Genomic DNA, 25,132 nt, shown 5'->3' on the forward strand with positions numbered 1-25,132 from the left:
CTTAAATTTCTAATAATCTAAAAATCCAATAATCTAATAATCTATTCAAAAGATTGCATCGTTACCAATTTGGAATAAGTTCCGTTTTTGGTTAAAAGTTCGTCATGTGTTCCTTGCTCCACAATTTCGCCTTTTTGCATTACGACAATCATGTCGGCTTTTTGAATAGTTGAAAGTCGGTGCGCAATCACCACCGAAGTTCGGTTTTGCATCATATTTTCCAAGGCTTGTTGTACCAACCTTTCGCTTTCAGTATCCAAAGCGGAAGTCGCTTCGTCCAAAATCATAATCGGTGGATTTTTTAGAACCGCACGAGCAATGGACAAACGTTGTTTTTGTCCACCTGAAAGTTTGTTTCCGCTGTCGCCAACATTAGTATGAATACCATCCGGTAAATCTTTTACAAACTCATAGGCGTTGGCAATTTTCAACGCTTCAATGATTTCTTCATCGGTGGCATGCGGTTTTCCCAATGCAATATTGCCTTTAATAGTATCATTAAATAAGATGGAATCTTGGGTAACCAATCCCATTAAATCTCGTAATGATTTTAGTTTGATGTCTTTTATGTCAACGTTATCAATGCGAACGATACCTTCATTTACATCATAAAAACGGGTTAATAAATTGGCAATAGTACTTTTTCCTGAACCGGATTGACCTACTAAGGCTATGGTTTTTCCTTTTGGTATTTCCAATGAAAAATTCTTTAGGACATTTTCATTTTGATATCGGAAATTGATGTTTTGTAGGACAATCTTATCTTCAAATGATTTTTTGTCTACCGCGTTTGGTTGGTCGGTGATGGTATTTTTCTGTTCCATTAAAGAGAAAACCCTTTCGGCTGCTGCTAATCCGGTTTTGACCTGGTAAGACGCTTTCGAAATCGCTTTGGCAGGCGTCAGTATGGTGTAAGCCAACGCAATGTAGGTGATAAAAGTTGCTGAAGAAATTGATTTTTCCTCGACTACCATTTGGGCACCAAACCAAAGCAACGTAGCAATGGTTACAATTCCTAAAAATTCACTCAAAGGGGAAGCCAAATTGTTTTTGTTGCCAATGCTGTTGGAAAGTCGCAATAATCGATTGATTGAATCGTTAAATTTATTAATAAACGAATTCTCTGCATTGTATCCTTTTACGACTTTAAGACCACCGAGCGTTTCATCCAATATAGATATGAAAATTCCGTTTTCCTGTTGCGCTTTGACCGATTTAGCCTTTAGATTTTTTCCAACGCGTGAAATGATAATTCCCGAAATAGGAATAAAAGCAAAAACAAAAAGGGTTAGTTTCGGACTAATGATAAACATCGTAATGATAGAAAAAAGAATGGTAAGCGGTTCTCTGACAACGAGTTCTAAAATTTGAAAAAAGGAATTTTGAACTTCATTGATGTCGCCTAACATTCTGGCCATAACATCGCCTTTTCTTTTTTCTGAATAGTATGAAATAGGAAGATTGATAATTTTATTATAAAGCTTTTCTCGGAGGTCTTTTAGAACTCCGGTTCTCAATCGAGTAACGTGATAGGAAGCGAAATAGTTGGTGATGTTTTTTAAAAAAGCAGTGGTGATAATGATTGAAATAACAAATAATAGCGCAATTTTAAAACCATTGGCTTCAGTGAGTATTGTTATTTTATAATTTAAAAATTCTTCTGCGTAACTTTTAATTTGTCCGATACCATTATAAGTAGGTTCCGTGTAAACTTTTTTATTTAAGCCAAAAAGAACATTCAATGTTGGTATCATCGACACCATCAACAAGGTTGAAAATAGTGCATAGAAGACATTAAAGAAGATATTTAAATAAATATGCTTCTTATATTTAAAAGCAAAAGGAATTAATTTTTTTAGATTGGTATCCATTAGTTTAACTGCATTTCAGAAATGATAGTGGCAATTTTCTGGTCTAAATAAGCTTCAGCTGCCGGAATTTCTTCCAAACTTTCAATAGCGGTATTGACACTGAAATAGAATTTGATTTTGGGTTCCGTTCCGCTTGGACGGGCACAAATTTTTGAACCGTCTTCCAAATAATAAATCAACACATCCGATTTCGGAATAGTCAGGTTTTCGGTTTCGCCGGTCAATAAGTTTTTCGCAGTCGAATTTTGATAATCTTCCACCATAAGCACGCGTTGTCCGTTGATTTCAGACACCGGATTCTCACGCAAGTCAATCATCATTTGCTTGATTTCATTGGCACCTTCGATTCCTTTTTTGGTAATGGATATCAAATGTTCTTTAAAGAAACCAAAATCGACATACATTTGTTGTAAATATTGGTATACCGAACTGTTATTTTCTTTGGCTTGTGCTGCAATTTCACACATTAATAAGATAGCACCAACAGCATCTTTATCACGAACGGCATCGCCGACCATATAACCAAAACTTTCTTCACCACCGCCAATAAACTTTAAATCAGGAAAATCCTTGATAAATTTGGCTATCCATTTAAAACCGGTCAAGCCTACTTTGCATTCCACGTCATAAGCCGAAGCCAATTCCAACATCATAGGTGTTGAAACTATCGTCGAACCGATGAATTGTTTGCCATCAAGTTTACCTGCTTTTTTCCATTGTTCCAATAAATAGTTGGTCATAACCACCATCGTTTGATTTCCGTTAAGGAGCATCATTTTGTTCTGGTTATCTCTTACGGCAACGCCCAAACGGTCGCTGTCAGGATCGGTTCCAAAAACGATATCGGCATGAAGTTTTTCTGCTAAAGCCAAAGCCATCGTCAACGCTTCCGGTTCTTCCGGATTTGGGGAAACTACGGTTGGGAAATCGCCATTGGGTTCTGCTTGTTCCGGAACAATGTTCACGTCACTATATCCGGCTTTGGCCAAAACACTCGGTACCGATTTAATGGAAGTGCCGTGTAGAGAAGTATAAACAATTTTTAAATTCGCTTTGGCACTAGCCGAAGTATTAAAACTCGCATTCGCCACGGTTGAATCTACAAAAGCATTGTCAATTTCGGTGTCGATGTATTCGATTAAATCATTGTTCGCCTGGAATTTGATTTCGCTGTATTTTAAGTCTTCAATCACTTGAATAATTTCTTCATCTTGTGGCGGAACCAATTGGCCACCGTCTTGCCAATACACTTTATAGCCGTTGTATTCCGGTGGATTGTGAGAAGCGGTTAATACAATTCCGGCATGGCATTTCAAATATTTTAGCGCAAAAGATAATTCCGGCGTAGGTCTCATTTCTGAAAACAAATACACTTTGATACCATTAGCTGAAAAAACATCGGCAACCACTTTTCCTAAATTGTCACTGTTGTGACGACAATCATAAGCAATAACGACTTTTAGCTCTTCACCAGGGAATGATTTTTTTAAATAATCGGAGATGCCTTGTGTGTTTTTACCCAAAGTATATTTATTGATGCGATTGGTGCCAACGCCCATAATACCTCGCATTCCGCCTGTTCCAAACTCTAAATTTTTATAAAAACTCTCTTCCAGATTTTTGGGAGAAGTCGTCATCATTTCTTTAATTTGGTTTTGGGTGTCAACGTCAAAAGTTGGGGTCAACCATTCGTTTACTTTGTCTAAAATATGTTTTTCGATATGCATGGTATTATTTTTTATAACCGATTTTGTTTCTCTCGGTTTTATTATTGGCGTCTTTGTCTACCAGATAATTTAAAGCTTTGTAAATATCGGGAAACTGACTTTCAATTTCTTCAATTCTGCTTTTAAGTTCCGAATAAGACAAAGAAAATTGTCTGATGGTAACAAAAGCCCTAATAATTGAAATGTTTATTTCGATTGCTTTTTCACTATTCAAAACACTGGAAAGCATTGCGATTCCTTGTTCTGTGAAAGCGAAAGGGAAAGCACCACCAAAATAACTTTTTGATGGTATCACAGATTGTGACACCAATTGATTTATCTCGTTTTCAGAAAGCGCAAACATGAAATCAGTTGGAAATCTATTGCTATTTCTTCTAACAGCTTGCTTTAATACTCTGGTTTCAACATTATACAATTCTGCTAAATGAAAATCTAACATCACTTTGTGACCTCGAATTTCATATATCTTATGTTGTATAACTTCTATTTCCATGTTTTTGATTGTTTAAGGTCACAATTTGCGTCCTTAAGTTTGGTTACAAATTCACTTCGCTTGAAATTTTATAACGCTCTTCATTGTTTTTGGTTCGCAGAATAATTTCCCCCAAAAACCCGGCAAGGAACAATTGGGAACCAATAATCATTGAGGTTAAAGCAATATAGAAAAGAGGATTTTGAGCTACTAAAATAGTTGGTTCATGAAATACAAACAGTTTCATCAGTTTAATGGCTATGATTAAAAACGTAGAGATGAAACCAATGATAAACATCACTACACCAAGTGCTCCAAACAAATGCATCGGACGTTTGCCATATTTGGAAAGGAACCAAATGGTAATCAAATCGAGAAAACCATTGATGAATCGGCTCATGCCAAATTTAGATTCGCCGTATTTCCTCGCTTGGTGAATGACTACTTTTTCGCCTATGTTGGAGAAACCGGCATTCTTAGCCAGAACCGGAATGTAACGGTGCATTTCGCCTGAGACTTCAATGTTTTTAATGACTGTGCTTTTGTAGGCTTTCAATCCGCAGTTAAAGTCATTTAAATGAACACCGGAAGTTTTTCTTGCGGCCCAATTGAAGAGTTTGGAAGGCAAGTTTTTGGTCACAGCATTATCATAACGCTTCTTCTTCCAGCCGGAAACTAAGTCGAAATTTTGGCTCATGACCATATTGTACAAATCCGGAATTTCATCCGGACTGTCTTGTAAATCGGCATCCATGGTGATTACGACATCGCCTTTGGCTTTGGCAAAACCGGCATGCAATGCTTGTGATTTTCCAAAGTTTCTCAGAAAACGAATGCCTTTTACATTAGGATTTTCTTGGGATAAACTTTCAATTAATTCCCAAGAGTTATCCGTGCTTCCATCATCGATGAAAATAACTTCATAGGAATAGTTATGGGTTGTCATGACTTTGACAATCCATTGGTGTAATTCGGGTAAAGATTCCTGCTCGTTAAGAAGCGGAATGATTATGGATAGATTCATCTATAGTCCTTGAGATGATTTTGATTTAAAAATGGCAGCTAAAATTAGACCGAAAATAGCTTGTATTACTAAAACAACAGCCAAACCAAAAAGCATATTGCCCAATGAATAATTGTCGGTTTCTGCTAATTTTGTCATGGTTTCATTGATGGCAGCGGCAGGTGTGCCAAATTTTTCCATCATTTCAGCAGTATATTTCATGGTAATTTCCTTGATGGTTTCCTTAGCTTCAGTGTCAATGAAATTGAATAAAACATAATTGTAAATCGTGGAAATAAATGAACCGATTAAGGCAGAAATAAAATACACAGTAAAGGCGTCTTTGAACGAAATGATTCCGCTAAGTTGTTTTTTTGTTTTTGAAACTAAAACAATACCAATGGTAATAGATATGGCAAAAGAGACCAAGCCAAGCCACCAACTGGTGAACAATTCTAAATCGGTTACGTAAATAGCAGTTGTATACAAAACTGAAAACAACCCCAAAATAATTCCAAAGTTTACGCCGTTTTTCTTAATAATTTCATTCATGGTTTTTAGGTTTTAATTAATTAACAAATATAGTAATTCCGTGATTACTTAACAGTAAGTTTAAAACAATTAAAAAAAGTTACACTTAGCTTTGATTTTTGTAAAAAAGTTGTATTTTTGCACTCTCAATTTAAAAAAGAAATTAATAAAAGTTGTAGCCAGTTTACACCTTTCAAAGTGAAAGCTTCAAAACGAAACTACTTCAAAACCATAAAAAGATTTATCATGAAAAAAGGAATTCACCCGGAAAATTACAGATTAGTTGCTTTCAAAGACATGTCGAACGAAGATGTTTTTATCACTAAATCAACAGTAGAAACAAAAGAAACGATCACTCACGAAGGTGTTGAATACCCAGTGTATAAAATGGAGATCTCAAGAACTTCTCACCCGTTTTACACCGGTAAATCTAAACTTATCGATACAGCTGGACGTATTGATAAATTCAAAAACAAATACGCGAAACACGCAAAATAGTAGTTTCAGTGTTCAAATTTTAGGAAGACCATTCACGAAAGTGAGTGGTTTTTTTATTTTCCAAAGTCATTCTAAACTTTGTAACTTTGGGACTTTACAACTTTAGATACTTTACAGCAATGAACTATATACTTTTTGACGGAACTGTTCGCAATGCCTTATTGCCTTTTACTTTCACAAGACCTGTTGCCGATATTCGTGTGGGTATTCTAACCATACGAGAAAAATGGGAGAAACATTTAGGCTATACCACAACGACTTTAACCGAAGAATACCTTTCCGAAAAGTTTCCCATGGTGGAAATGGAAGAAAACGTCATGATTAACGCTTCTTTTTTACCCAATGATGTCTTGGCTGAAACCATCAAGAGTTTGGAAAAAAATCAAGCCATTTTTCAAGGGGATGAAGTAGTCGCCTTTTTTACCAATGATACTCAAGAAGAAGTTGATTTTGATTCGTATGAAATCATTGAATACAATGAGGAAGGATTGAAAATCGAACACACCTGGGATATTTTTGCCAAAAATGATGCAGCACTGCGCGAAGATTTCGAATTAATCACTGAAGGAAGACATTCCCAACCAATTCCCAAAAGCGTCAACGTCATTTCACCCGAAAATATATTTATAGAAGAAGGCGCCAAATTGGAGTTTGTGACTTTAAACGCTTCAACCGGACCAATTTACATCGGAAAAAATGCCGAAATCATGGAAGGTTCAGTCATTCGCGGTCCCTTTGCTTTGTGCGAATCGGGAAGGGTGAAGTTGGCTTCTAAAGTTTATGGCGCCACAACTGTCGGACCACATTCTGTGATTGGTGGCGAAGTAAGCAATTCGGTTTTGATGGGTTATTCTAATAAAGGACACGATGGTTTTTTGGGGAATTCTGTTTTAGGCGAATGGTGTAATATAGGTGCCGACAGTAACAATTCGAATTTAAAAAATAACTACGAAGAAGTGCGTTTGTGGAGTTACGAGACGGAAGGTTTTGCCCGAACCGGTTTGCAGTTTTGCGGTCTAATGATGGGCGATCACAGCAAATGCGGTATCAACACCATGTTCAACACCGGAACAGTAGTCGGTGTTTCAGCAAATATTTTCGGTTCCGGATTTCCGCGTAATTTTGTGCCGAGTTATTCTTGGGGAGGAAGTGCCGGTTTCACGACTTATTTGACCTCTAAAGCATTTCAAACCGCCAAAATTGTAATGGCACGCCGCCAAGTAGAATTTTCAGAAGAAGACGCCAGAATTTTGGAACACGTTTTTGAAATCACGAAGAAATACAGAAAAGAGTAGTGTCAATTTGAAAGTGTTATTACAATCTTCAAATTCTCAAATTTTCAAATCAATTTAATCTGCTTTCAGAAATTGTCCGTCTTTGGTAAACTCCAAATCTATTTTCCCGGTCAGATCAACATCAACATCTTTGTGGCCGTAATCAATGTGTGTGATTTTGCGGTTGGGGTAATTTTTGGTTACATATTCTACTATTGAAGGTGCTATAAAGGCCGTTGGAATGGGTTTGCCTCGACCGTCAACTTCTCTCCAAGTGCCGTCTTTCCAAAACTCCACTTCGGTGCCGTCGGATAAAATCACTTCAAAGCCTTTTTCTCCGTGTTCCCAATCTTTTTTGGCAATGGTAATAGTGGCTTTTGGGAAATGTTGGGTGATAAAATCTTCAGCTCCCGGCGGTAATTCGGCCACAGTAATTCTTTTTTGTGCGATGGCTGTCATTGCCATGAAAAGCAATAAAACAGCAAAAATGATTTTGGTTTTCATAAGGTTGCGGTTTTTGGATTTGCTGACTCTAATTTACTAAAAATAAAGCGCTTAAATAATATTTTAACAGACATTTATAGTAATTCGATAATTGTGTGTAAATTTGCACACTCAATTTTTTGACAACGATTTCATCAATTGAGCATACTTATGGAACAAAAAAAGAAAGTCGCCTTTTATACTTTAGGGTGCAAATTGAATTTCTCCGAAACGTCTACCATCGCGAGAAACTTCCAAGACGAAGGTTTTGACCGCGTTGATTTTGAAGATATAGCCGATATTTATGTCATTAACACTTGTTCGGTGACCGACAATGCCGACAAACAATTCAAACAAGTGGTGAGAAAAGCCATGAAACTCAACGAAAAAGCCTTCGTGGCAGCTGTTGGTTGTTATGCGCAATTAAAACCCGAAGAATTAGCTGCTGTTGACGGTGTCGATTTGGTTTTGGGTGCCACAGAAAAATTCAAAATCACCGATTATATCAATGATTTGTCCAAAAATGATATGGGTGAAGTGCATTCGTGCGAAATTGAAGAAGCCGATTTTTATGTGGGCAGTTATTCCATAGGCGACAGAACGCGTGCTTTCCTGAAAGTACAAGATGGCTGCGATTATAAATGTACTTATTGCACGATTCCGTTAGCACGAGGGATTTCGCGTAGCGATGCTTTGGACAATGTGTTGAAAAATGCGTTCGAAATTTCACAACAAGGCATCAAAGAAATCGTTTTGACCGGTGTAAACATTGGTGATTATGGGAAAGGAGAATTTGGCAACAAAAAGCACGAACATACTTTTTTAGATTTAGTCAAAGCTTTAGACGAAGTAGAAGGTATTGAAAGATTGCGTATTTCTTCAATTGAACCCAATTTATTAAAAAACGAAACCATCGAGTTTGTCTCCCAAAGTCGAACATTTGTACCTCATTTTCATATTCCGTTACAAAGCGGAAGCAATGAAATTCTCAAGAAAATGAAACGCCGTTATTTGCGCGAAGTCTATACCGACAGAGTGTCAAAAATACGTGAAGTCATGCCGCATGCTTGTATTGGCGTGGATGTAATCGTTGGTTTCCCGGGAGAAACGGACGAGCATTTCTTGGAAACCTATAATTTCTTAAACGAATTGGATATTTCCTATTTACATGTATTCACCTATTCCGAAAGAGACAATACCGAAGCGGCCGAAATGGATGGTGTAGTGCCAGCAAATGTGCGTTCCAAAAGAAGTAAAATGCTTCGCGGTTTGTCGGTAAAAAAACGTCGCGCGTTTTATGAGAGCCAAATCGGAACCAACAGAACCGTTTTGTTTGAAGGCGAAAACAAAGAAGGCTATATTCACGGTTTTACCGAAAACTACGTCAAAGTAAAAACACCTTGGAATCCGGAGTTGGTTAATACTTTACACGAAATCAATTTGTCAAGAATCGATGAAGACGGAAGCGTGAGAATGGAGTTCTTAAACGTTGAAGCATAATTAGTGTTTAATATTTATAATGAAATCTGATTTTGGTAATCCTAAAAACAGAATCACTATATTGTTCAATGAATTCAAATTTGTGTCTGCCGAGTTGTTCAAAGCTGATGATTCTGACGGCTGAAATTTCATAGTACATATTGCTGCCTTCAATCATAAATTTGTCTCCATTTTGACGATAAGCCGAACGAATGAGTTCGAATTCGGACAAATTCCAAGTGGTCAAATTGGCTTCTAAAGCTTCCATATCGGTACACAAACCTTCCGTGATTTCGGTTTTCGAACCATAATATTTATCGATTTGCTCAAAAAAAGCAATAATGTTCTGTAGAAAGGCTTCTGAATTCATCGGATAAATATAAATAAAATCCACAAAAAAAGTCGCCTTTGTTTTAAGACGACTTGTGTTAAAGTTATTTTCTGGGATTAGATTTTTATTCCCGGTGGTAATAAATCCCTATAGATGGTGTTCTTTCTAAAAAAAAGTGCGATTTTGGGTAAAATCGGAACCACTTTTAGTTTCCGTTCATAAGCAATTTCCATGATGTTTTTCAGCAAATCATTGATAAACTCCTCGTCATTAAAGCCTTCAAAAGTATTAATTCTCGTCAGGAATATTTTCTTTTCTTGAAAGGAATATTCAACAGAAATCAATTTCCCACCTACCAACGTTTCAAACTGTCGTGCAAAGGTGTTGTCTTTAATTTCCATTTTATCTGAAATTAATGTTGTGTTCATAATCAAGTGAAATAAAAGGATTATTTTTATGCAAATTTACTAATAATTAACGAGCTTACAGTTAAATAATGACTAAAATCCATGTTTACTTCATGCCGGGTATGGCAGCCAGTTCTACCATTTTTGAACGAATCCAATTGCCGGAAGAATTCTTTGAAATGCATTTCCTCGAATGGGAGATTCCAAATGCCGGAGAAAGTTTAGCGGCTTATGCTCAAAGAATAGCCGAAAAAGTAACCCATGAAAATCCAATTTTGATTGGTGTTTCTTTTGGAGGCGTTTTAGTTCAGGAAATGAAACAGTTTTTGAATCCCAAAAAAGTAATCATTATTTCGAGTGTCAAATCAAATACAGAATTTCCAAGGCGATTTAAAGTGGCCAAAACCACGAAAGCTTATAAACTAATCCCGACGAAATTGTTTGAGAATATTGAAATGTTGGTCAAGTTTACCTTTGGTTCGGCTATTGTCAAACAGCGGTTAGCCTTGTATGAAAAGTTTTTGGCTGTTCGTGACAAGAGATACTTAGATTGGGCCATCGAGCAAATCATCAATTGGGATCGAACGGTAATAGACGAAGAAATCATTCATATCCATGGTGATGCCGACGAGGTTTTTCCGCCAAAATACCTTAAGAATTTTATTCCGGTCAAAGGTGGAACGCATATCATGATTCTCAGTAAGTACCGTTGGTTGAATGATAATTTGCCTAAAATTTTGTTAGAAGATAAGGCTTAACGGCTCAATTTTTGTAGCTTTACCCTATAAAGTTGTAGTTTTACAACGTTAAAACAGAAAGATTATGAAATCACTTCTGTGATTCCACAATGACCCATAATAAATAAAAATCCTTCATTATGAAAACGAATAAAGCCCTATTATCCGTATTAACTGTTGTCCTGCTTTCCGGAGTTCTTGTTTTTGGCACTTCGGGCGACAATAAAGAGAAGCGCATACACGAAGGTACTCCGATGTACTTTCCCGAAGAAGTTGATTTTGCCGGAGAAAAAGCACCGCTGCAAATTACTGATGTTCGAGAAAGATTAGACAGAGAGTTACTGATCAATGCCAATCTTGATGCGACAACAGCCTTGATTATAAAAAGAGCCAACCGTGCTTTTCCCATCATTGAACCGATTTTAGCCAAATACGGTGTGCCCGATGATTTTAAATATTTAGCCGTAATCGAAAGTGGTTTGGTCAATGCCGTTTCTTCAGCCGGAGCTCGTGGTGTTTGGCAATTCATGCCCGAAACCGCCAAGGAAAAAGGAATGGAAGTCAATGATATTGTAGATGAAAGATACCATTTGGAAAAATCAACAGAAGCTGCTTGCCGCTATTTGTTGACCGCTAAAGATAAATTTGGTTCATGGACCTTAGCTGCAGCATCATACAACGGCGGTATGAACGGTATTACCAAAAAGATTGACGAACAAAAAGTCACTAATTATTATGATTTGGCTTTAACAGAAGAAACTTCCCGCTATGTTTTCAGAATTTTGGCCTTAAAAGAAATCATGAAACAACCTGCGAAATACGGTTTCAGTATTTTTTCAGGTGATTTGTACGCGCCAATTCCAACTAAGAAAATAGAAGTAGACAGTACTATAAACGATTTAACCGGTTTTGCAAAATCACAAGGTATTAACTATAAGATTCTAAAAATCCACAATCCGTGGTTGAGAGATAAGAAATTGGTAAATCCTAATAAGAAAAGATACGAGATTGAGATTCCGCTAGCGGGATATTAAAGAAGTGATCAGTTGGCAGTAATCAGAAAAAAAAAACGTCCTGAAATTTTCAGGACGTTTTTTTTATGTTAAAATGTAACTGTTTACTGAACACTAAATTTTCTTCATCTGTTCTTTCATCATCTTAATCTGATCATTCAGCATGTTTTGTTTGTCGAGCTTTTTCGCTTCGTTCAACAAAGTAGTGGCTTCCATTTTACGTCTTTTCGACATGGCGATACCGGCTAAGTTCAGTTTGGCTACGGCTAAATCCATATCCATACTCAACCCTAATTCAATCGCTTTTTTGAAAAACTTCTCCGATTGGTGCAAATTGGTTTGCGATGTCATCAAGCCGTGCAAGTAATTGTAATAGCCTTGTTGTTTTCTTACCAAAGCCGTTTCAGGGTTTTTGATTTTGTCCAGCCAAACTTTCGCTCCGGCAAAATCCTGTTTTCTTAATTTTAAGAATGCCAGTAAGATGTATTCGTTTTTATAATATAAAAAGATTGGAATGGCGGTCAATAAAATCAGAAAAATACCATTGCCGATATTACCTTCCGTAAATTGCCAAACTCCTGCTACGACCATCAAAGCCGCTATAATTAATTTAATAAATCTGTGAAACATGTCTTTTGTTTTTTAGTGGCACAAAGGTAATAAAATGAATTAAAAATATTTTTAAAAAAGTGCTTGCCGGAAAAAAAAAGGTTTGTATATTTGCACTCGGTTTTAAAACAGCCGTATACCATAGAAATTAATACAAGATTTTAAAGATACACAGCAATGAGCAAAAGAACGTTTCAACCATCGAAAAGAAAAAGAAGAAATAAACACGGATTTATGGACAGAATGGCTTCTGCAAATGGAAGAAAAGTCCTTGCGCGTCGTAGAGCAAAAGGAAGACATAAGTTGACTGTATCTTCTGAACCAAGACACAAAAAATAATGATTAGAGACTAATCAATATCAAGCCGTTACTTTTATTAGTAGCGGCTTTTTTTTAAACCTGTTCATAAATATTGATAATTTTTTGAAGCTGTTTCCCGCTGTTCGTTGTATCTTTTACACCGGTCTGCGACCAGTGTAAAAGGATGCCACTGCCATCGGGGCTAGGATTAAGAATAAACAACAACATACATTTGATATTAAGAGGAGAATGTCCGGTGGACATTCGGTAAACTAAACAACAACTAAACTACAAAACAACAACACTACAATGCCTAAAGACAACTCCATCAAATCGGTTTTAATTATTGGTTCAGGACCCATCGTAATCGGACAAGCCTGCGAATTTGATTATGCCGGTTCCCAATCTGCTCGTTCACTCAGAGAAGAAGGAATCGAAGTCATCTTAATCAATTCCAATCCGGCAACGATTATGACCGATCCCAGCATGGCCGACCATGTTTACCTTTTGCCACTAACCACCAAATCGATTATCCAGATTTTAAAAAATCACCCGCAAATTGACGCCGTGTTACCAACCATGGGCGGACAAACCGCTTTGAACCTTTGTTTGGAAGCCGATGAAAAAGGTATCTGGCAAGATTTTGGAGTAAGGTTAATCGGAGTGGATATTAACGCCATCAACATTACTGAAGACCGTGAGCAATTCAAACAATTGCTTGAAAAAATAGGCGTGCCAACTGCACCTGCGAAAACGGCGACTTCTTTCTTAAAAGGAAAAGAAATAGCACAAGAATTCGGTTTCCCATTGGTAATCCGTCCTTCGTTTACCTTGGGTGGAACCGGAGCGGCTTTCGTACACAAAAAAGAAGATTTTGATGAGTTACTAACCCGAGGTTTAGAAGCGTCACCCATTCACGAAGTCTTAATCGATAAAGCTTTATTAGGTTGGAAAGAATACGAATTAGAATTACTTCGCGATCAAAATGACAACGTGGTAATCATCTGTTCCATCGAAAATATGGACCCAATGGGAATCCACACCGGAGATTCGATTACGGTAGCGCCGGCGATGACTTTGTCTGACACAACCTTCCAAAAAATGCGTGATATGGCCATTTTGATGATGCGTTCTATCGGAAATTTTGCCGGAGGTTGTAATGTGCAATTTGCCGTTTCTCCAGACGAAAGAGAGGACATTGTAGCCATCGAAATCAATCCGCGTGTATCTCGTTCCTCAGCCTTAGCCTCAAAAGCAACCGGTTATCCGATTGCGAAAGTGGCCACCAAACTAGCGTTAGGCTACAACCTAAACGAACTGCAAAACCAAATTACCAAATCAACTTCCGCCTTATTCGAACCAACCTTGGATTACGTAATCGTAAAAATCCCGCGTTGGAACTTCGACAAGTTCGAAGGTTCAGACCGAACCTTAGGATTGCAAATGAAATCGGTAGGTGAAGTAATGGGCATCGGACGTTCGTTCCAAGAAGCCTTGCACAAAGCGACTCAATCACTAGAAATCAAGCGCAACGGAATCGGAGCAGACGGAAAAGGCTATAAAAACTACGAACAAATTATCGAGAAACTGACTTTCGCGAGTTGGGACCGAGTATTTGTGATTTACGATGCGATTGCCATGGGAATTCCTTTGAGCAGAATCCACGAAATCACCAAAATAGACATGTGGTTCTTAAAACAATACGAAGAATTATACTTGCTGGAAAGAGAAATTTCCAACTACAAAGTAGATACTTTACCCAAAGAATTATTACTCGAAGCCAAACAAAAAGGCTACGGTGACCGTCAGATTGCCCACATGATGGGTTGTTTGGAAAGTCAGGTTTACAAACTGCGAGAGGAAATGAATGTGAAGCGTGTTTACAAATTGGTAGACACTTGTGCCGCCGAATTTAAAGCATTAACACCATATTATTATTCAACCTTCGAAGCACAAATCCAAACCGCTAGTGGAGAAAGATACGTTCACAACGAAAGTATTGTCACTCCTAAAAAGAAAGTTGTGGTTTTAGGTTCGGGACCAAACCGTATCGGACAAGGAATTGAGTTTGATTATTCATGTGTTCACGGGGTTTTAGCAGCCAAAGAATGTGGCTACGAAACCATCATGATCAACTGTAATCCTGAAACGGTTTCGACTGATTTTGATACAGCTGATAAGTTGTACTTCGAACCGGTGTTTTGGGAGCACATTTACGATATCATTCAACACGAAAAACCGGAAGGTGTAATAGTACAGCTAGGCGGACAAACCGCTTTAAAATTGGCTGAAAAATTAGACCGTTACGGCATCAAAATATTAGGAACTTCTTTCGATGCTTTGGATTTAGCCGAAGACAGAGGTCGTTTCTCAGAGTTGTTAACCGACTTAAAAATTCCGTTTCCAAAATTTGGCGTAGCCGAAAATGCAGACCAAGCGTCAGCTCTAGCCGATGTTTTAGATTTTCCGTTATTGGTTCGTCCTTCTTATGTATTGGGCGGTCAAGGCATGAAAATTGTCATCAACAAACAAGAATTAGAAGAACACGTAATCGACTTGCTAAAGAATATACCCGGCAACAAATTGTTGCTTGACCATTATTTAGACGGAGCCATTGAAGCTGAAGCAGATGCTATTTGTGATGGAGAAAATGTTTACATCATCGGAATCATGGAGCACATCGAGCCTTGTGGTGTGCACTCGGGTGATTCGAATGCGACTTTACCACCGTTTAACTTGGGCGAATTTGTAATGCAACAAATCAAAGACCATACAAAGAAAATTGCTTTGGCTCTGAGAACCGTTGGTTTAATCAATATCCAATTTGCCATCAAAGATGATATCGTTTACATCATCGAAGCCAATCCGAGAGCGTCGCGTACCGTGCCGTTTATTGCAAAAGCTTATGGCGAACCTTATGTAAACTATGCTACCAAAGTAATGTTGGGAGAAAACAAAGTAACCGACTTCACTTATAATCCACAATTGAAAGGTTATGCGATTAAGCAACCGGTATTCTCTTTCAGCAAATTTCCGAATGTAAACAAAGCTTTAGGACCGGAAATGAAATCAACAGGAGAAAGCATCTTATTCATAGATGATTTGAAAGACGATCAATTCTACGAATTGTACTCCAGAAGAAAAATGTACTTAAGTAAATAAATAAAAAATCCCGAGTGTGAGCTCGGGATTTTTTTATGTTAGTTTTTAACTAATTTGTATGTTGCTTTTCCTTGTTCCGTATTGATGGTTACGAAATAAAAACCACTTTGAAAGGCACTGATGTCTATTGGCTTCAAATGCTGAACTGTATCGGCTTGAAGTCGCTTGCCGTTGAGGTCAAAGATTTCATATTGCGCACTCAATTCGTTTTGCATTTCAATTACAAAATGATTTGATGTCGGATTCGGATACAAAGTGAAATTACTTTGAATGTTTTCATTTATTGATAAAGCCACCATTTCGGTAGTTACTGTATTGGTAAGAATGGGCGGATTGTAATCGAAATAAATATTTGAATTGGAACTGGCAATATCGCCAACGGCAAAGTTACTTACAGGTTTGATTTTATAAACCATCCAACCATGACTTGCCGGTTCGTTAGCCGACTCATAAGGTAAATCAATATTGGAGAAAGTATAAGTCAAATCATTGCCATAACGCAGTTGGATGTCGGCCGTATGGCTTGAAGCAATAGGCTCAAAAGTATTCCAATCTAATTTAGCGTCGAGCGTTTCTTTAATCACCACAGTAGTAGCATTAGCGGTTCCGGTATTTTGAAAACGAGTGACATAAGTCAAGTAATTACTACCTTCCGCAGTGGTGATGGTTGAACCTTCAATAACGGTTTTATCATTGGGGTCAAACGAACTCCTAACGATTTGGTCCCAAACCATAGTGTTATTAGCTACATTACTGTCACCGGCAATTGGATTTGCTACCACCGTAAAGTTTAATAAATCATTGACGTTTACAGCCGGTGGAATTAGCACGTTTAAGGACAGATTAATTTGTCGACTTTCAAATGGTAATAGGTTGGTGTAATTCCAAGTCAAAGTATTGGTAGTCGAACTGTTTTGAATAGGAGTACTATTGCCAAAAGTCAATTTTCCATTGTCAAAAGTCAACTGAACGCTTCCATTGAGATTGGTGCTTCCATGATTAGTATATACAATTCTGTATGTTGCCACATTGCCCGGAATAGCTTGGTTGATGTTGAACATATTTACGTTCAAATCGGCAAAATTGGCGGCTGAACTGATGCAAAAGTTAGTGTTATTGTAATTCATTCCTGAGCCTGAGCTTACAATTACTGTCGAACTTGGATTGGAAGTAAAATTAGAATTTAAATTGTTCAATGCAGAGGTTGTATAATTACCGACATTCGGAATTAAAATCTGATAATTTCCGGCAGCATTAGTGTAACTGGCATAGTTGTAAGTGCCGTCTGTGGTATTGACTCTTCGATTAGGAAAACTAAGTCCGGTAGCACAATTGTCACTATTAGCATTGAATGTCACTGTTCCTGTAATTTTATTGGGCAATAAACTCGTTAATGGTGTTACAATATTGGCACCATTTGGATTTGGGCAGGCACAATAGGATTCATCTTGAAAATAACCGCCCACATCACATGGACCAAATGATATTATATAGGAAGTGTTATATACATAACCCAAATCAACATCAGCTTGAGTGATATAATGAATTCCCGATGTGATGTAGAAACCACCTGTAAAAACAGGGTTAGTCACAATAGCGTTGCTGTCATAAATTTCTCCTCCATCTGATCCACCAGAAACGGTGTAGGTATAGTTGATAATATCACCAACATCAACTATGGAGTTATTGTTTAAGTCTTGGTAAACACCATCTTGAGAGCCATAAATATAAACAAAATAGGAACTTGTTGTAGGCAAGTTGTTGTAATATGTGCCCGGCAACCCGTTGGTGTCATATCCAAATGGATCTGAAGACAAGTCGGTTATCTCGGTAGTTGTTGAAGAAGGCGTTGCATGAACGATTACTTGACTTTGATCATAACAACCACTACCCAATTTTTGGGCCGTTAAACCGGTAATTTCCTCTCCCGGAGCTAAAGTTGCTATTGTCCCAAACCAAAAAGTCATGCCAAAAGTATTTGGTCCTTGTGTGACAAAAACGTTGGTTAAGGTTTCTTCTCCAATATTTTTAATACTGATATTATAATAAATGTCTGTACCTAAATTAGTAGCGGACATTAATATCCCAATAGCAGGGTTAACAGTAGTTTTCTCTTTCGGCTTAGCCAAGACAATAGAAAAAGTCAGTAAAAAGAGGAATAGTAGTTTTTGTTTCATTGATGTTGGTTTTAGTAACTGTTTGACATCAATAAAGATATAAAAAACAATGTAAGTTTTTACTTTTTTTTCTCTTCCTCTTCTAAATCACTTAAATGGAAACGCAAAGCCGTTACCGAAATACTAATCTCCCAAAAAGAAATCGCCAACGAAGTCAATAAACACAGTAGGCTTGCGGCAAAAAGATAAATACCGGCAGTATGCCATTCTACAAACAAACAAAGCATGGCAAACACTGAAAGAAACAAACACAATACGCCGAAAAGCTGCATATAACGAATTAAAGACAGTCTCAGGTTGAGGTTTTTAATCTGCAACAAAATGCTTCGTGTATGGTTTTCGTCATAATGCTTTTTCAGGCTGCGAACGATTTGAGCAATCGTCAAAAAACGATTGGTATAGGCCAACAAAATCAACGAAGTTGCAGAGAATAAAAGCGCCGGAGTTTCTATGTTGAGTGTCATGGTAAGGGTAAAGTTTGATTTACGAATACGAAGTTCGACAAATTTAGCCAATAAAAAAACCTGCAAGTTTTCACTCACAGGTTTTTTTTACTATTGCCTTTTGGCTAATGCCTAATTACTTGATCAACTCAAAACTTCTCTTTACAAAAGCGGTTAATTCTTCGCCTTTTAATAAACCTTGAGAAATCTTAGCCAAGTCTAATGCTTGTTTCACCAAACTCTCCTGAGCCGATTTGTCCGAAGTGTTTAAAATGGTTGTGGCCAAATCAGAATTGGTATTCACCACTAAATTATACATTTCAGGGAAATTGCCCATGCCGAACATACCGCCGCCACCGGTTTGACTCATTTCTTTCATTCTTCGCATGAATTCCGGTTGGGTAATGATGAATGGCGCTGCGCTGCTGTCCATTGGCTCCAATTGTACTGAGTAATTGGTTTTGGGTACAATTTCTTCTAAAACCGTTTTCAATTGCGTTGATTCTTCTTCAGACAGTTTTGAAATTTGAGTGTCTTCCTTTTGAATTAATTTATCGATATGGTCTGAGTCGACACGTGTAAAGGTCAAGTTCTCATTATCGCTTTCTAATTTCTGAATCAAATGCGAAACGATAGGCGAATCTAATAACAATACTTCGTATCCTTTGTCTTTGGCGATTTCCACATAGCTGTGTTGTGCATCTTTATTGGAAGCATACAAGACTACTAATTTTCCGTTTTTGTCGGTTTGGTTTGCCGTAATGGCTTCTTTTAATTCGGCCAATGTGTAATATTTGTCATCTACTGTTGGATACAAAACAAAATCACCGGCTTTTTCGTAGAATTTCGGTTCCGATAACATCCCGTATTCCAAAACGATTTTGATGTCGTTCCATTTTTTCTCGAAGTCTTCGCGGTTTTCGTTGAATAACGATTTCAATTTATCAGCCACTTTACGGGTGATGTAATTCGAAATTTTCTTCACATTGCCATCGGCTTGCAAATAAGAACGCGATACGTTCAACGGAATATCCGGAGAATCAATAACACCTTTCAGCATGCCTAAAAACTCAGGAACAATTCCTTCAACGTTGTCTGTTACATAAACCTGATTTTGGTACAATTGAATTTTGTCTTTTTGCAACTGCAAATCGGCTGACATTTTTGGGAAGTACAAAATTCCGGTCAAGTTGAAAGGATAATCCACATTCAAATGAATATTGAACAATGGTTCTTCAAACTGCATTGGGTACAATTCGCGGTAGAAATTTTTATAATCTTCATCGGTCAAATCCACCGGTTGCTTAGTCCACGCCGGATTTGGATTGTTGATGATGTTGTCCACTTCCACTTCGGTGAAAATATTGTCTTTGTCTTCTTCGGCAACGGATTCGCCTTTTTTCTGTTCGATTTTTTCTTTTCGGGTACCAAATTTAATCGGCACCGGCATGAATTTGTTGTATTTGGTTAGCAATTCACGGATTCGGTATTCTTCCAAAAATTCTAAAGAATCTTCGGCGATGTGCAAGATGATTTCGGTTCCTCTGTCGGTTTTGTCATGCGGTTCCAAAGTGAACTCCGGACTACCGTCACAAGTCCAGTGTGCCGCCGGTTCGTCTTTGTACGATTTGGTGATGATTTCCACTTTTTCCGCTACCATGAAGGCAGAATAGAAACCTAATCCAAAATGACCAATGATACCTGAATCTTTGGCAGAGTCTTTATATTTTTCAAGGAATTCTTCGGCTCCTGAGAATGCCACTTGGTTGATGTATTTCTCCACTTCTTCGGCAGTCATTCCCAAACCTTGGTCGATGAGGTGCAATTTTTTCCCCTCTTTGTCGATTTTAACTTCAATAATTGGGTTGCCATATTCTACTTTGGCTTCGCCAATACTGGTTAAATGTTTTAATTTTAAAGTAGCATCCGTAGCATTGGATACCAATTCACGCAAGAAAATTTCGTGGTCGCTGTATAAAAACTTCTTGATTAGCGGAAAGATGTTTTCTACTGATACATTAATTTTTCCTGTTGTCATAATTCGATTTTTAAACCTGCCAAACGGCAGGCGGGTTAAACAATTTGAAAATCAATCAGTCAAAACTAATACCAATTGTGCCGTTTATGACAAATTGACGTAGTAACAATTCTACAAGGATTAAGTAAAATTATGTAAACGGAAAATCAAAAATGAGCGTATATTTGTCTATATTAATTCATAATCTCATAATAAGGATGAAAAAAATTATTTTTCTAAGTTTAGTCTCCATTTTGATTTTTTCATGCAAATCAAAAAATTCTGCCACCAGCACTAAAATAGATTCGAAATCGCAAACTGCGATTAAAGGTGAATGGGTGATATCCTCGGTTAATTATCCTGGTTCTGAAGTGATTAAAGTAACCTCATTTGACTTAGCGGATTCTAAATGTTTTATTGGAAGCAAATGGAAGTTTGTTTCGATGAGTAACAAAGGAAATATGGCTTTGAACAGTACGAGTTGTACGGCCTATTCCACACCGATTTCTTGGTTTATCAATAAAGAAGGCGAGTTCGTATTGAAAATTTTAGATGAAGCGAAAGCCAAAACAGTAAAATCCGGCTACGTTTTGAAAGTGGCCAACCAAACGGATAAATCGTTTCAGTTGATTGACAAAATCAATGTTGGCGGTACTTTAACCGATGTAGTATATCAATTTCAAAAAATAAATTAACAAAACATGAGAAAATATAGCGCACTATTATTAGGAAGTTTAATGATGGTTTCAACGGTGTTTACCAGTTGTGAAGCCGTAAAAAATACAAGTAATCAACAACGAGGAGTTGCGATTGGAGCCGTAGGCGGAGCGGTTATCGGTGGAATTTTAGGAAACAATATCGGTAAAGGCGGAAACGGTGCTCTTGGAGCGGTTTTAGGCGGCGTTATCGGAGGAGTTGCCGGCGGTGTTATTGGAACTAAAATGGACAAACAAGCCAGAGAAATCGAAACGGCATTGCCCGGTGCACAAGTAGAAAGAGTAGGAGAAGGAATCAAATTGACTTTAGGTGAGAATGCCGTGCGTTTTGATACCAATAAATCAAGCTTGACTCCAACGGCTAAGGCCAATTTAGACAAATTAGTACCGGTTTTCAACCAATATCCGGATACCAACATTCAAATTTACGGTTACACCGACAGCACCGGAACACCTGAGTACAACCTGACTTTGTCTGATCAAAGAGCGGCTTCTGTCAAAGCTTATTTGTCGAGCAAAGGATTGTCTTCTACCCGATTTGTAACTACGGGTTTAGGGATTGCCGATCCTATTGCGACTAATGATACACCGGAAGGCAGAAGTCAAAACCGTCGTGTAGAATTTGCGATTACAGCCAATGAAAAAATGATACAGGAAGCTCAAAAAGAGGCCGGAAAATAAAACTTTACTTTTTTATATACTTAAAGCGTTCATCACCAATGGGCGCTTTTTTTATTTTCATTTTTTTTGAACAACATTTAACAAAACTTTTTGTTTAGTTATTTTTTAAAATAGTTAAACATTAATAAATTTACATTGTATTTAAAACCTATACCATGGCAACAATCAAACGCACAAAAGCAAAAAAAGAAGCTCTCAATGACGATGCTATCATCTCACTATACATGACTGATGTTTTGGAAGCCAATGAAGAACCGAAAAACGCTTTTGTATTCTGTAAGAAGCATAATATTGAAGAAAGTGATTTCTACTCTTTCTTTGGTTCACTCGACGCAGTAAAGCAGAGTATATGGGTCAAATTTTTTGAAAATGCCGTTGCGACCATTGAAAAAGAGGAAGCCTTTAACAGCTATTCTGATAAAAATAAATTGTTGACGCTAAATTTTACTTTGTTTGAAATCCTGACTTTGAACAGAAGCTATGTGTTGTTTACATTGAAAGAAAATAAAGAAGGATTAAAAAACCTCAAAAATTTAAAAGAGTTCCGAAACCGTTTTAAAGATTATATCGTAAATGAAATAAAGTCAAAACCCTCAGAGCCATTCGGGAAAGTGGCGAAAGTAACCGAACCCGTTTTCTCTGAAGGTGCTTGGCTTCAGTTCTTATTCATATTGAAATTTTGGATGGACGATACTTCGAAAGGATTCGAAAAAACCGATGTGTTGATCGAAAAATCGGTTAACACCGCAGTTGATTTATTAGACACAAAACCGTTGGAAAGTCTGTTTGACTTAGGCAAATTCCTTTGGAAAGAAAAAATGCAGTAAATGAAAACATTAGATAAAATTCCAACCGGAAAAATAGAACGGGCTAGTCAATTGGTCAAAACCGGAATCAAAGTAGGCGGAAATTACGTTGCTTATTATGGTGAAAAAATTGTCAATCCGTCTTTGAATCGTGACAAACTCAACGAAAACAATGCCGAAGATATTTATGACGGACTAAAAAATCTAAAGGGAAGTGCTTTAAAAGTGGCTCAAATGTTGAGCATGGATAAAAGCATTATGCCTCAAGCTTATGTAGAAAAATTTTCGCTGTCACAGTTCTCGGTTCCGCCATTGTCAGCGCCATTGGTTCGAAAAACCTTTAAAAAATATTTAGGGAAATACCCCGAAGAGTTATACGATTCTTTCACTCCGGATGCTATGAATGCGGCGAGTATCGGTCAGGTACACAAAGCAACCAAAGATGGGGAAAAACTTGCTGTGAAAATCCAATATCCCGGAGTGGCAGATAGTATAAGTTCTGATTTAGCGCTGGTTAAACCTTTTGCGATCAGAATGTTTAACATCAAAGGGAAAGATTCCGATAAATATTTTCAGGAAGTGGAGCACAAGTTGCTTGAAGAAACCGATTATATTTTGGAACTAAAACAAAGCTTGGAAGTATCCGATTGGTGTAGTAAGATTGACAATTTGCGTTTCCCGAAATATTATCCTGAGTTTTCTTCGGAGAAAATTTTAACAATGGAATGGATAGACGGTGAGCACCTTTCAGAATTCACCGCACACAATGAAGATAGGGTTAAAGGAGATAAGATAGGGCAAGCCTTGTGGGATTTTTATATGTACCAAATGCACCATTTGAAACAAGTGCATGCCGATCCGCATCCGGGCAACTTTTTGATAGATGAAGACGGGAAATTGGTAGCAATAGATTTTGGCTGTATCAAGCACGTGCCTGAAGAGTTTTATGTGCCGTATTTTGAACTGGCCAAACCTGAAGTTATCGATAATCCGAAATTGTTCAACGAAAAATTATATGAATTAGAAATATTGCGTCACGATGACAGCAAGAAGGAAATTGAGTATTTCACCAAAATATTCCACGACTTGTTGAGTTTGTTTACCAAACCGTTTCATGGTGACTATTTTGATTTTTCCGATGAAGATTTCTTTGGTAAAATAGCCCAAATGGGAGAAGAGTTTTCCAAAGACACCCAACTCAGAAAAATGAACGGCAATAGAGGTTCAAAACACTTTTTATACATCAACCGAACGTTTTTCGGACTGTATAATTTGTTACACGATTTAAAAGCACGAATTGACACCAAGTCATTCGAAAAATATATACCGAATTAAAGATTGTTTATTTATTGGTTAGGTTGGTAAGAGCGACACTCCACGTTTGAGTTCTGTCGCTCTTATCTTTTTAATAAACTTCGTATGTTTGCATACACTTTATCAAAATGCTGAAAGTCCAAAACATTTCCTTTTCCTATAAAGAAAAACCCACCATTCATTTGCTTTCTTTTGAACTAATGAAAGGCAAAAACTTAGCGGTAATCGGCGAAAGCGGTTGCGGTAAAAGTACGTTGCTCAAATTGGTTTACGGCTTATATGATTTGGATGCCGGACATATTTTTTGGGACGATAACGAGGTTTTAGGGCCCAAATTTCATCTGATTCCCGGTATGGAGTACATGAAGTATTTGGCTCAAGATTTTGACTTAATGCCTTTTATTACCGTGGCCGAAAATGTGGGTAAATACCTGTCAAACATTTATGCGGATAAGAAAAAGGAACGCATCGCTGAACTATTAGACATCGTTGAAATGACGGAATTCGCGTCAGTAAAAGCCCAATTTTTGAGCGGCGGTCAAATGCAACGCGTAGCTTTGGCTCGAGTTTTAGCTTTAGAACCCGAAGTGTTATTGTTAGACGAACCGTTCAGCCATATCGATAATTTCAGAAAGAACAGCCTGCGCCGAAAATTGTTTGCTTATTTAAAAGAAAAACAAATCACTACTATTGTTGCTACTCATGACAGCTCTGATGTATTGTCCTTTTCGGAGGAGGTGATTGTGATGCAAAATGGTCAAATCATCGCGACAGATTCACCAAAAAGTTTGTACCAAAATCCAACGAACAAATACATCGCTTCACTTTTTGGCGATGTCAATGAAATGAAGATTGGCGGGAATTTACAATACATTTATCCTCACCAATTAAAAAGGGTTCCGAAATCCGAAATTCAAGTTGAAATAGTCAATTGTTATTACAAAGGCAGCCATTATTTGGCGGAAGCCAAACACAATAAGGAAATTATTTTCTTTGAAAATCAAACCAATATTCCAATCGGAACTAAAATTTATCTCGAAATAAAAAACCCTGAAATCGATTAATTTCAGGGTTTCTTTTT

24 protein-coding genes are annotated in these 25,132 nt (G+C 37.4%); 12 read left to right on the top strand and 12 right to left on the bottom strand.

Features of this window, described 5'->3' with window-relative positions:
• Positions 1-41: 41 nt before the first annotated feature.
• The 5 genes from HA632_RS06355 to HA632_RS06375 are packed head-to-tail and all read right to left on the bottom strand — an operon-like array spanning position 42 to position 5,625.
• Positions 42-1,871, bottom strand: coding sequence for an ABC transporter ATP-binding protein (locus HA632_RS06355; protein WP_176306366.1), 1,830 nt, complete (start codon positions 1,869-1,871; stop codon positions 42-44).
• Positions 1,871-3,598, bottom strand: a complete 1,728-nt coding sequence (locus tag HA632_RS06360; protein WP_176306367.1) for a phospho-sugar mutase — start codon at positions 3,596-3,598, stop codon at positions 1,871-1,873. Before HA632_RS06360 ends, HA632_RS06355 begins: the two co-directional genes overlap by 1 nt.
• A gap of 4 nt (positions 3,599-3,602) precedes the next feature.
• Complete coding sequence (locus tag HA632_RS06365) at positions 3,603-4,091, bottom strand: ORF6N domain-containing protein (protein WP_176306368.1); 489 nt, start codon at positions 4,089-4,091, stop codon at positions 3,603-3,605.
• A 43-nt stretch (positions 4,092-4,134) separates the two neighbouring features.
• Positions 4,135-5,094: a glycosyltransferase family 2 protein gene (locus tag HA632_RS06370; RefSeq protein WP_176306369.1), complete on the bottom strand. Its 960-nt coding sequence runs from the start codon at positions 5,092-5,094 to the stop codon at positions 4,135-4,137.
• A complete protein-coding gene (locus tag HA632_RS06375) occupies positions 5,095-5,625 on the bottom strand; it encodes a DUF4199 domain-containing protein (RefSeq protein ID WP_176306370.1) in 531 nt (176 codons plus the stop codon).
• Between the two features lie 225 nt (positions 5,626-5,850).
• Here HA632_RS06375 and HA632_RS06380 point away from each other — a divergent pair, with 225 nt between their 5' ends.
• A complete protein-coding gene (locus HA632_RS06380) occupies positions 5,851-6,102 on the top strand; it encodes a type B 50S ribosomal protein L31 (RefSeq protein WP_171222269.1) in 252 nt (83 codons plus the stop codon).
• 119 nt (positions 6,103-6,221) lie between these two features.
• Positions 6,222-7,397, top strand: coding sequence for a GlmU family protein (locus HA632_RS06385; RefSeq protein WP_176306371.1), 1,176 nt, complete (start codon positions 6,222-6,224; stop codon positions 7,395-7,397).
• A 54-nt stretch (positions 7,398-7,451) separates the two neighbouring features.
• Here HA632_RS06385 and HA632_RS06390 read toward each other — a convergent pair whose 3' ends face one another.
• Entirely contained in the window at positions 7,452-7,880 is a 429-nt protein-coding gene (locus HA632_RS06390) for a PepSY-like domain-containing protein (RefSeq protein ID WP_176306372.1), read from the bottom strand.
• Positions 7,881-8,030: 150 nt separating this feature from the next.
• Here HA632_RS06390 and mtaB point away from each other — a divergent pair, with 150 nt between their 5' ends.
• Complete coding sequence (gene mtaB / locus HA632_RS06395) at positions 8,031-9,359, top strand: tRNA (N(6)-L-threonylcarbamoyladenosine(37)-C(2))-methylthiotransferase MtaB (RefSeq protein ID WP_176306373.1); 1,329 nt, start codon at positions 8,031-8,033, stop codon at positions 9,357-9,359.
• 7 nt (positions 9,360-9,366) lie between these two features.
• Here mtaB and HA632_RS06400 read toward each other — a convergent pair whose 3' ends face one another.
• On the bottom strand, positions 9,367-9,708 hold the full coding sequence (locus tag HA632_RS06400; protein ID WP_176306374.1) for a hypothetical protein: 342 nt from the start codon (positions 9,706-9,708) through the stop codon (positions 9,367-9,369).
• Between the two features lie 77 nt (positions 9,709-9,785).
• The gene (locus HA632_RS06405) at positions 9,786-10,070 is read right to left on the bottom strand and encodes a GNAT family N-acetyltransferase (RefSeq protein ID WP_176306412.1); all 285 of its coding nucleotides are present in this window, start codon (positions 10,068-10,070) and stop codon (positions 9,786-9,788) included.
• 95 nt (positions 10,071-10,165) lie between these two features.
• On the opposite strand from HA632_RS06405, the gene HA632_RS06410 reads away from it, so the two are divergent.
• Together HA632_RS06410 and HA632_RS06415 are read left to right on the top strand one after the other, a co-directional pair.
• Positions 10,166-10,834: an alpha/beta hydrolase gene (locus tag HA632_RS06410; protein ID WP_176306375.1), complete on the top strand. Its 669-nt coding sequence runs from the start codon at positions 10,166-10,168 to the stop codon at positions 10,832-10,834.
• Between the two features lie 119 nt (positions 10,835-10,953).
• Positions 10,954-11,847 (top strand): lytic transglycosylase domain-containing protein, encoded by an 894-nt coding sequence (locus HA632_RS06415; protein WP_176306376.1) that lies wholly within the window; start codon positions 10,954-10,956, stop codon positions 11,845-11,847.
• Between the two features lie 93 nt (positions 11,848-11,940).
• On the opposite strand, the gene HA632_RS06420 is transcribed toward HA632_RS06415, so the two are convergent.
• Positions 11,941-12,456, bottom strand: a complete 516-nt coding sequence (locus tag HA632_RS06420; protein ID WP_176306377.1) for a DUF2892 domain-containing protein — start codon at positions 12,454-12,456, stop codon at positions 11,941-11,943.
• Between the two features lie 156 nt (positions 12,457-12,612).
• On the opposite strand from HA632_RS06420, the gene rpmH reads away from it, so the two are divergent.
• Together rpmH and carB are read left to right on the top strand one after the other, a co-directional pair.
• Complete coding sequence (gene rpmH, locus HA632_RS06425) at positions 12,613-12,774, top strand: 50S ribosomal protein L34 (protein ID WP_008464848.1); 162 nt, start codon at positions 12,613-12,615, stop codon at positions 12,772-12,774.
• Between the two features lie 270 nt (positions 12,775-13,044).
• Complete coding sequence (gene carB, locus HA632_RS06430; protein ID WP_176306378.1) at positions 13,045-15,897, top strand: carbamoyl-phosphate synthase large subunit; 2,853 nt, start codon at positions 13,045-13,047, stop codon at positions 15,895-15,897.
• 38 nt (positions 15,898-15,935) lie between these two features.
• Here the strand turns inward: carB and HA632_RS06435 are convergent, their stop codons facing one another.
• From HA632_RS06435 to htpG, 3 genes are all read right to left on the bottom strand, one after another.
• Positions 15,936-18,074, bottom strand: a complete 2,139-nt coding sequence (locus tag HA632_RS06435; RefSeq protein ID WP_176306379.1) for a T9SS type A sorting domain-containing protein — start codon at positions 18,072-18,074, stop codon at positions 15,936-15,938.
• Between the two features lie 59 nt (positions 18,075-18,133).
• Complete coding sequence (locus HA632_RS06440) at positions 18,134-18,538, bottom strand: DUF2721 domain-containing protein (protein ID WP_176306380.1); 405 nt, start codon at positions 18,536-18,538, stop codon at positions 18,134-18,136.
• Between the two features lie 115 nt (positions 18,539-18,653).
• Positions 18,654-20,555: a molecular chaperone HtpG gene (gene htpG, locus HA632_RS06445; RefSeq protein ID WP_176306381.1), complete on the bottom strand. Its 1,902-nt coding sequence runs from the start codon at positions 20,553-20,555 to the stop codon at positions 18,654-18,656.
• A 197-nt stretch (positions 20,556-20,752) separates the two neighbouring features.
• Here htpG and HA632_RS06450 point away from each other — a divergent pair, with 197 nt between their 5' ends.
• The 5 genes from HA632_RS06450 to HA632_RS06470 all read left to right on the top strand — a co-directional run bounded on the left by HA632_RS06450 (position 20,753) and on the right by HA632_RS06470 (position 25,115).
• The gene (locus tag HA632_RS06450) at positions 20,753-21,229 is read left to right on the top strand and encodes a hypothetical protein (protein WP_176306382.1); all 477 of its coding nucleotides are present in this window, start codon (positions 20,753-20,755) and stop codon (positions 21,227-21,229) included.
• A gap of 6 nt (positions 21,230-21,235) precedes the next feature.
• On the top strand, positions 21,236-21,931 hold the full coding sequence (locus tag HA632_RS06455) for an OmpA family protein (RefSeq protein ID WP_176306383.1): 696 nt from the start codon (positions 21,236-21,238) through the stop codon (positions 21,929-21,931).
• 155 nt (positions 21,932-22,086) lie between these two features.
• Positions 22,087-22,758 carry a TetR family transcriptional regulator C-terminal domain-containing protein gene (locus HA632_RS06460; RefSeq protein WP_176306384.1) on the top strand — a complete coding sequence of 224 codons (672 nt, stop codon included), beginning with the start codon at positions 22,087-22,089 and terminating at the stop codon, positions 22,756-22,758.
• On the top strand, positions 22,759-24,072 hold the full coding sequence (locus tag HA632_RS06465; protein ID WP_176306385.1) for an AarF/ABC1/UbiB kinase family protein: 1,314 nt from the start codon (positions 22,759-22,761) through the stop codon (positions 24,070-24,072). It begins immediately after the preceding gene.
• A 107-nt stretch (positions 24,073-24,179) separates the two neighbouring features.
• Positions 24,180-25,115, top strand: a complete 936-nt coding sequence (locus HA632_RS06470) for an ABC transporter ATP-binding protein (RefSeq protein WP_176306386.1) — start codon at positions 24,180-24,182, stop codon at positions 25,113-25,115.
• Positions 25,116-25,132: the final 17 nt, after the last annotated feature.

The organism is Flavobacterium sp. J49 (assembly GCF_011742145.1).
In the GTDB taxonomy this organism is placed as follows: Bacteria; Bacteroidota; Bacteroidia; order Flavobacteriales; family Flavobacteriaceae; genus Flavobacterium.